The organism is Streptomyces sp. NPDC049577 (genome assembly GCF_040675635.1).
In the GTDB taxonomy this organism is placed as follows: domain Bacteria; phylum Actinomycetota; class Actinomycetes; order Streptomycetales; family Streptomycetaceae; genus Streptomyces.
Map to the genome: position 1 here is coordinate 1 of NZ_JBFAPH010000442.1, position 4,195 is coordinate 4,195.

Consider the following 4,195-nt stretch of genomic DNA (forward strand, 5'->3'; position numbering starts at 1 on the left):
GGCGGCCCGCCGGCAGGTCCCGGGACCGTCCGACGGGGGAGAGGAGCAGGACCAGCCCGGCGAGCGGAATCCCCGCCGTCGTGATCCACATGGCCGTTCGCAGGCCGAGCGCGGTCCCCAGCGCCCCGCCCAGCAGGGCACCCAGCGGAATCGTGCCGTAGTTGAGGAAGGCCGTGCTCGCGGTGAGCCGGCCGAGCAGCTCCGGCGGGCAGTAGCGCTGCTGGAAGCCGGCCTTGAGGACGTTGCCGGCCACGACGCCCGCCGAGACGCAGAATCCGCCGGCGGCGAACAGGACGAGCCCGGCCCCGCCGGACGTCACCGGGATGAGCAGCGCGAACACCGCGAGCCCCACCTCGAACACCAGCGTCGCGCGCGCCGTGCCGATCCGGCCGGCGACCTTGCGCGCCGCGAACGCCCCGGCGACGCCCCCGGCACCGGCGATCGCCACGAGCACGCCGACCGCCCGCGGCCCCAGGCCGACGCTCTCGACGAGGAAGACGACCCGCACCGACTGGTAGCCCATGAGCGCCAGGTTGGAGGCGGCCGCGAACAGCGTCAGCGCGCGCAGCCAGGGGTCACGCGTGACCAGGCGCAGACCGTCGCCGACCTCGCGCAGCAGCCCGGTGGAGCGGACGGCGGGCCGCCCGGGAGCGGGCTCGCGGTGCCGGATGCGCGCCAGGCAGAGAAAGGAGACCAGGAACGTGCCCGCATGGACGAACATCCCGTTCACCGCACCCGCCGCCTGCGCGACGACGCCGGCGGAGCCGAGCCCGGCGATCTGCGCGGCCGAAGCGCTGCCGTGCAGCTTGGCGTTGCCCTCCGCCTGGTCCTCCGGGGCGAGCAGGCCCGGGAGGTAGGCGCTGTAGGCGGTCTGGAAGAACACGCCGGCCGTACCGGCCAGCAGGGAGACGGCCAGCAACACGCCCACGGACAGCCGCCCGGCCCATGCGGCGAGCGGCACCAGGCAGTACAGCAGCAGGGACACCGCCGCCGCCGTGAGCATCACCGGCCTGCGCCGCATCCGGTCCACCCAGGCACCGGCCGGCAGACCGATCAGCAGCCAGGGCAGCCAGGCCGAGGCGCTCAGCAGACCGACCTCGAACGTGCCGGTGTGCAGGACGGACACCGCGATCAGGGGCATCGCCACGGAGGACACGGAAGCGCCGAACCTGCCCGCCGTCTCCCCGCACCACAGCAGCCGGAAGTCCCGGTGCCGCCGCAGCAGGCTCATGACGCGCCGCCCTCGGGCAGGGCGCTCCGGGGCCGGCGCGGGAAGGACTGGATCTGCACGATGACGGGCAGCGCCCCCGGCCCGGGCTCGGCACCGGGGGGCGGGGTGTGCCGGGCGACGACCTCCAGGAGCTCCGCGTTGAACGCCGCGAGCTGCTCCGGCGTCATCCGCAGGTCACGCCAGTCGGAGACGGTGCTCGCGCGACGCCATGCGCCGTCCCAGTCCTCGGTCAGGAAGTCGGTGACCCGCGTGCAGTACTGCCGCACCAGCTCGTGCAGATAGACGGAGAGGGCGCCGGCCGTCCCGGGGTCCTCGCGGAACTCGCCGGTCTCCACTTCCCTCGTCTCCTCGACCACCCGCCACCAGCGTTCGCGCCGGGTGCCGCGCTCCTTCTCCTCCTCGATGAAGCCGTGCCGGCCGAGCTGCCGCAGGTGCCAGCTCACGGTCCCGGTGTTCTCCCCGAGCCGCGCGGCCAGCCCGGTGGCCGTGGCGGGACCGTCGAGAGTCAGCATCTCGAAGACGGCCATGCGCAGCGGGTGGGCCAGTCCGCGCAGACTGCGGGCGTCGAGGCGCCGTACCGGCTTGAACGGCCGTATCCCGTCGTGTTGTTCGTCGCTCATACGGGCGATCGTAGAGTTGCAGAGAACTCTTTGCAGAGAATTCTCTGCAACTTCCCGTGCGGGGCCCGGTCATGGAGCGATTGACACATCGCCCGTGCCGTGGTTGTAATGATCAGGCGTGCCGCGTGACGTCGACCAAAGAGCGGTGGGCCGGTCGGCAGTCGGGCGAGCACCCTGTCATCGAGGGACCCACGCCATGAGTTCACACTCCGCGTCTCGCGTCTGATCCCGGCGCCTCCGCACGTCGTCCCCCGCTCCCGGCGATGCCTTCACCTCGCCGTACGTCACGCTTCCGTGATGACGCCCGTCTTCCCCGGGCCGAGGGCCCGTGCGCGCTCACCACCCCCATGTCACCGCGCCGCGGCCGTGCCGCGGCGTCCTCCCGGCTTCACGGAGACCACGCACACCCATGACCATGTCGTTCAACCAGTACGTCATCGACGAGTTCCGGGCCAACGGCGGGAAGGTCGGCGGCCCCTTCGAGGGCGGCGACCTGCTGCTGCTGACCACCACCGGCGCCCGCTCCGGCGCCGAGCACACCGTGCCCCTGGGGTACGTCCGCGAGGGCGACCGGCTGCTCGTCGTCGGATCCGACCAAGGCGCGCCCCGGCACCCCGCCTGGTACCACAACCTGCTCGTCCGTCCGATCGTGCGGGTCGAGGTCGGCGACGAGCGGTTCGACACCGTCGCCGTGCCCGCCGAAGGGGCCCGGCGCGACGAACTGTTCGCACACGTCGTGCGGACCGCGCCCGGGTACGCCGACTACCAGGCCCGCACCGAACGGATCCTGCCCGTCGTGGTGCTGGAGCGCCCGCGCCCGGGAGCCCGGCAGGTCCGCAGCGTGGCCGACAAGCTCCTGGAGGTCCACGACTGGCTGCGTGACCAGCTGGAGCGCGTCCGGGCGGAGACCGAGGCCTACTTCGCCGCGCGGGCGGCCCACACCGGGGCCGGCGCACCCCCGGCGCCCGGTCTGGGGCTGCAGATCCGGCAGCACTGCCTCGCCTTCTGCGAGACCCTGACGTTCCATCACACCAGCGAGGACAACCACATCCTCCCGGCGCTCGCGCGGCACCACCCCCGGCTGCGCGCGGCGGCCGACCGGCTCCGCGAGGAACACCGCGCGCTGGCGCGCATCAAGGATCGGCTCCTCGCGCTGCTGGCCGGCGTCACCACCGCCGACCCGCCGCGCTTCCGCGCCGAGCTGGAGCGGATGACGCGGGAGCTCACGGCCCACCTCGACCACGAGGAGGAGACGCTGCTCCCGGTCCTGGCGGGTGTCCCGTTCCCGCCCGCGACACCCGCGGCCGGTTCCGCTCAGCGCTCCGGGTAGCGGCGCGGCGTCCAGACGATCCGCTCGTCGCCGTCCGCGCCCCGCCGGGCCAGACGGGTCTGGGTGGAACCCACGATGAGGAGCGTGCGCATGTCGACCGTCACCGGGTCGAGTTCGCCGAGGAGGACGACGCGCACGCTCTCCTCCGGGCCGCCCACGTCGCGGGCGACGACCACCGGGGTGTCCGGCGCGCGGTGCTCCAGGAGCAGGTCGCGGGCCTTGCCGACCTGCCAGACGCGGCTGCGCGACCCCGGGTTGTAGAGCGCGAGGACCAGATCGGCCGCCGCCGCGGCCCGCAGGCGCTCGGCGATGACCTCCCACGGCTTGAGCCGGTCGGAGAGCGAGACGACGGCGTAGTCGTGGCCGAGCGGCGCGCCCGCCCGGGCGGCGGCCGCGTGCGCGGCCGTCATACCGGGGACGATCCGCACGGGGACGTCGCGGTACGGGCCCTCCGCGGCGACCTCCAGGACGGCCGAGGCCATGGCGAAGACGCCCGGGTCGCCCGAGGAGACCACCGCGACGCGCCGGCCCTGCCGCGCCAGGTCCAGCGCGAACTCGGCGCGTTCGGACTCCACCTTGTTGTCCGACGCGTGCCGGCGCTGGCCGGGGCGTACGGGGACGCGGTCCACGTAGGTGCTGTAGCCGACGAGGTCCTGGGCCGCGGCCAGCGCGCCGCGCGCCTCCGGCGTCAGCCACAGCGGGCCCGCCGGACCGAGCCCGACGACCACGACCTCGCCGTGCCGCGCGGCCGGTTCCGTATTCACGCGGCTCGGCAGCACCGCCACCGAGAAGTACGGCACCGACTCCGGGTCCACGTCCGCCAGCCGGTCCACGCGCTCGCCGGCCATCGTGGCCCGCTCGACGTACCGCGCCTCCGCCAGCCGCCCGGACCGCTCCAGTGCGCCGCGCACCGCGGGGAAGGTACGGCCGAGCTTCATCACCACGGCCGGTGTGATCGAGGCCAGTTCGTACATGCCGGTGGCGCGCAGGGCCTGGGCGACGGCGGCCTCGTCG

4 protein-coding genes are annotated in these 4,195 nt (G+C 74.2%); 1 reads left to right on the top strand and 3 read right to left on the bottom strand.

Annotated elements, in window-relative coordinates; translation table 11 throughout:
• Positions 1 to 1,231, bottom strand: a 1,231-nt coding sequence (locus AB0K09_RS30485; RefSeq protein WP_366068641.1) for an MFS transporter, incomplete at its 3' end; no start/stop codon positions are given.
• Complete coding sequence (locus AB0K09_RS30490) at positions 1,228 to 1,851, bottom strand: helix-turn-helix domain-containing protein (protein ID WP_366068642.1); 624 nt, start codon at positions 1,849 to 1,851, stop codon at positions 1,228 to 1,230. The genes AB0K09_RS30490 and AB0K09_RS30485, both read right to left, overlap by 4 nt.
• 409 nt (positions 1,852 to 2,260) lie before the next feature.
• Here AB0K09_RS30490 and AB0K09_RS30495 point away from each other — a divergent pair, with 409 nt between their 5' ends.
• Positions 2,261 to 3,181, top strand: a complete 921-nt coding sequence (locus tag AB0K09_RS30495) for a nitroreductase/quinone reductase family protein (protein WP_366068643.1) — start codon at positions 2,261 to 2,263, stop codon at positions 3,179 to 3,181.
• Here the strand turns inward: AB0K09_RS30495 and cobJ are convergent.
• On the bottom strand, positions 3,166 to 4,195 hold a 1,030-nt coding region (gene cobJ, locus AB0K09_RS30500), incomplete at its 5' end, for a precorrin-3B C(17)-methyltransferase (protein WP_366068644.1). The genes AB0K09_RS30495 and cobJ overlap by 16 nt on opposite strands.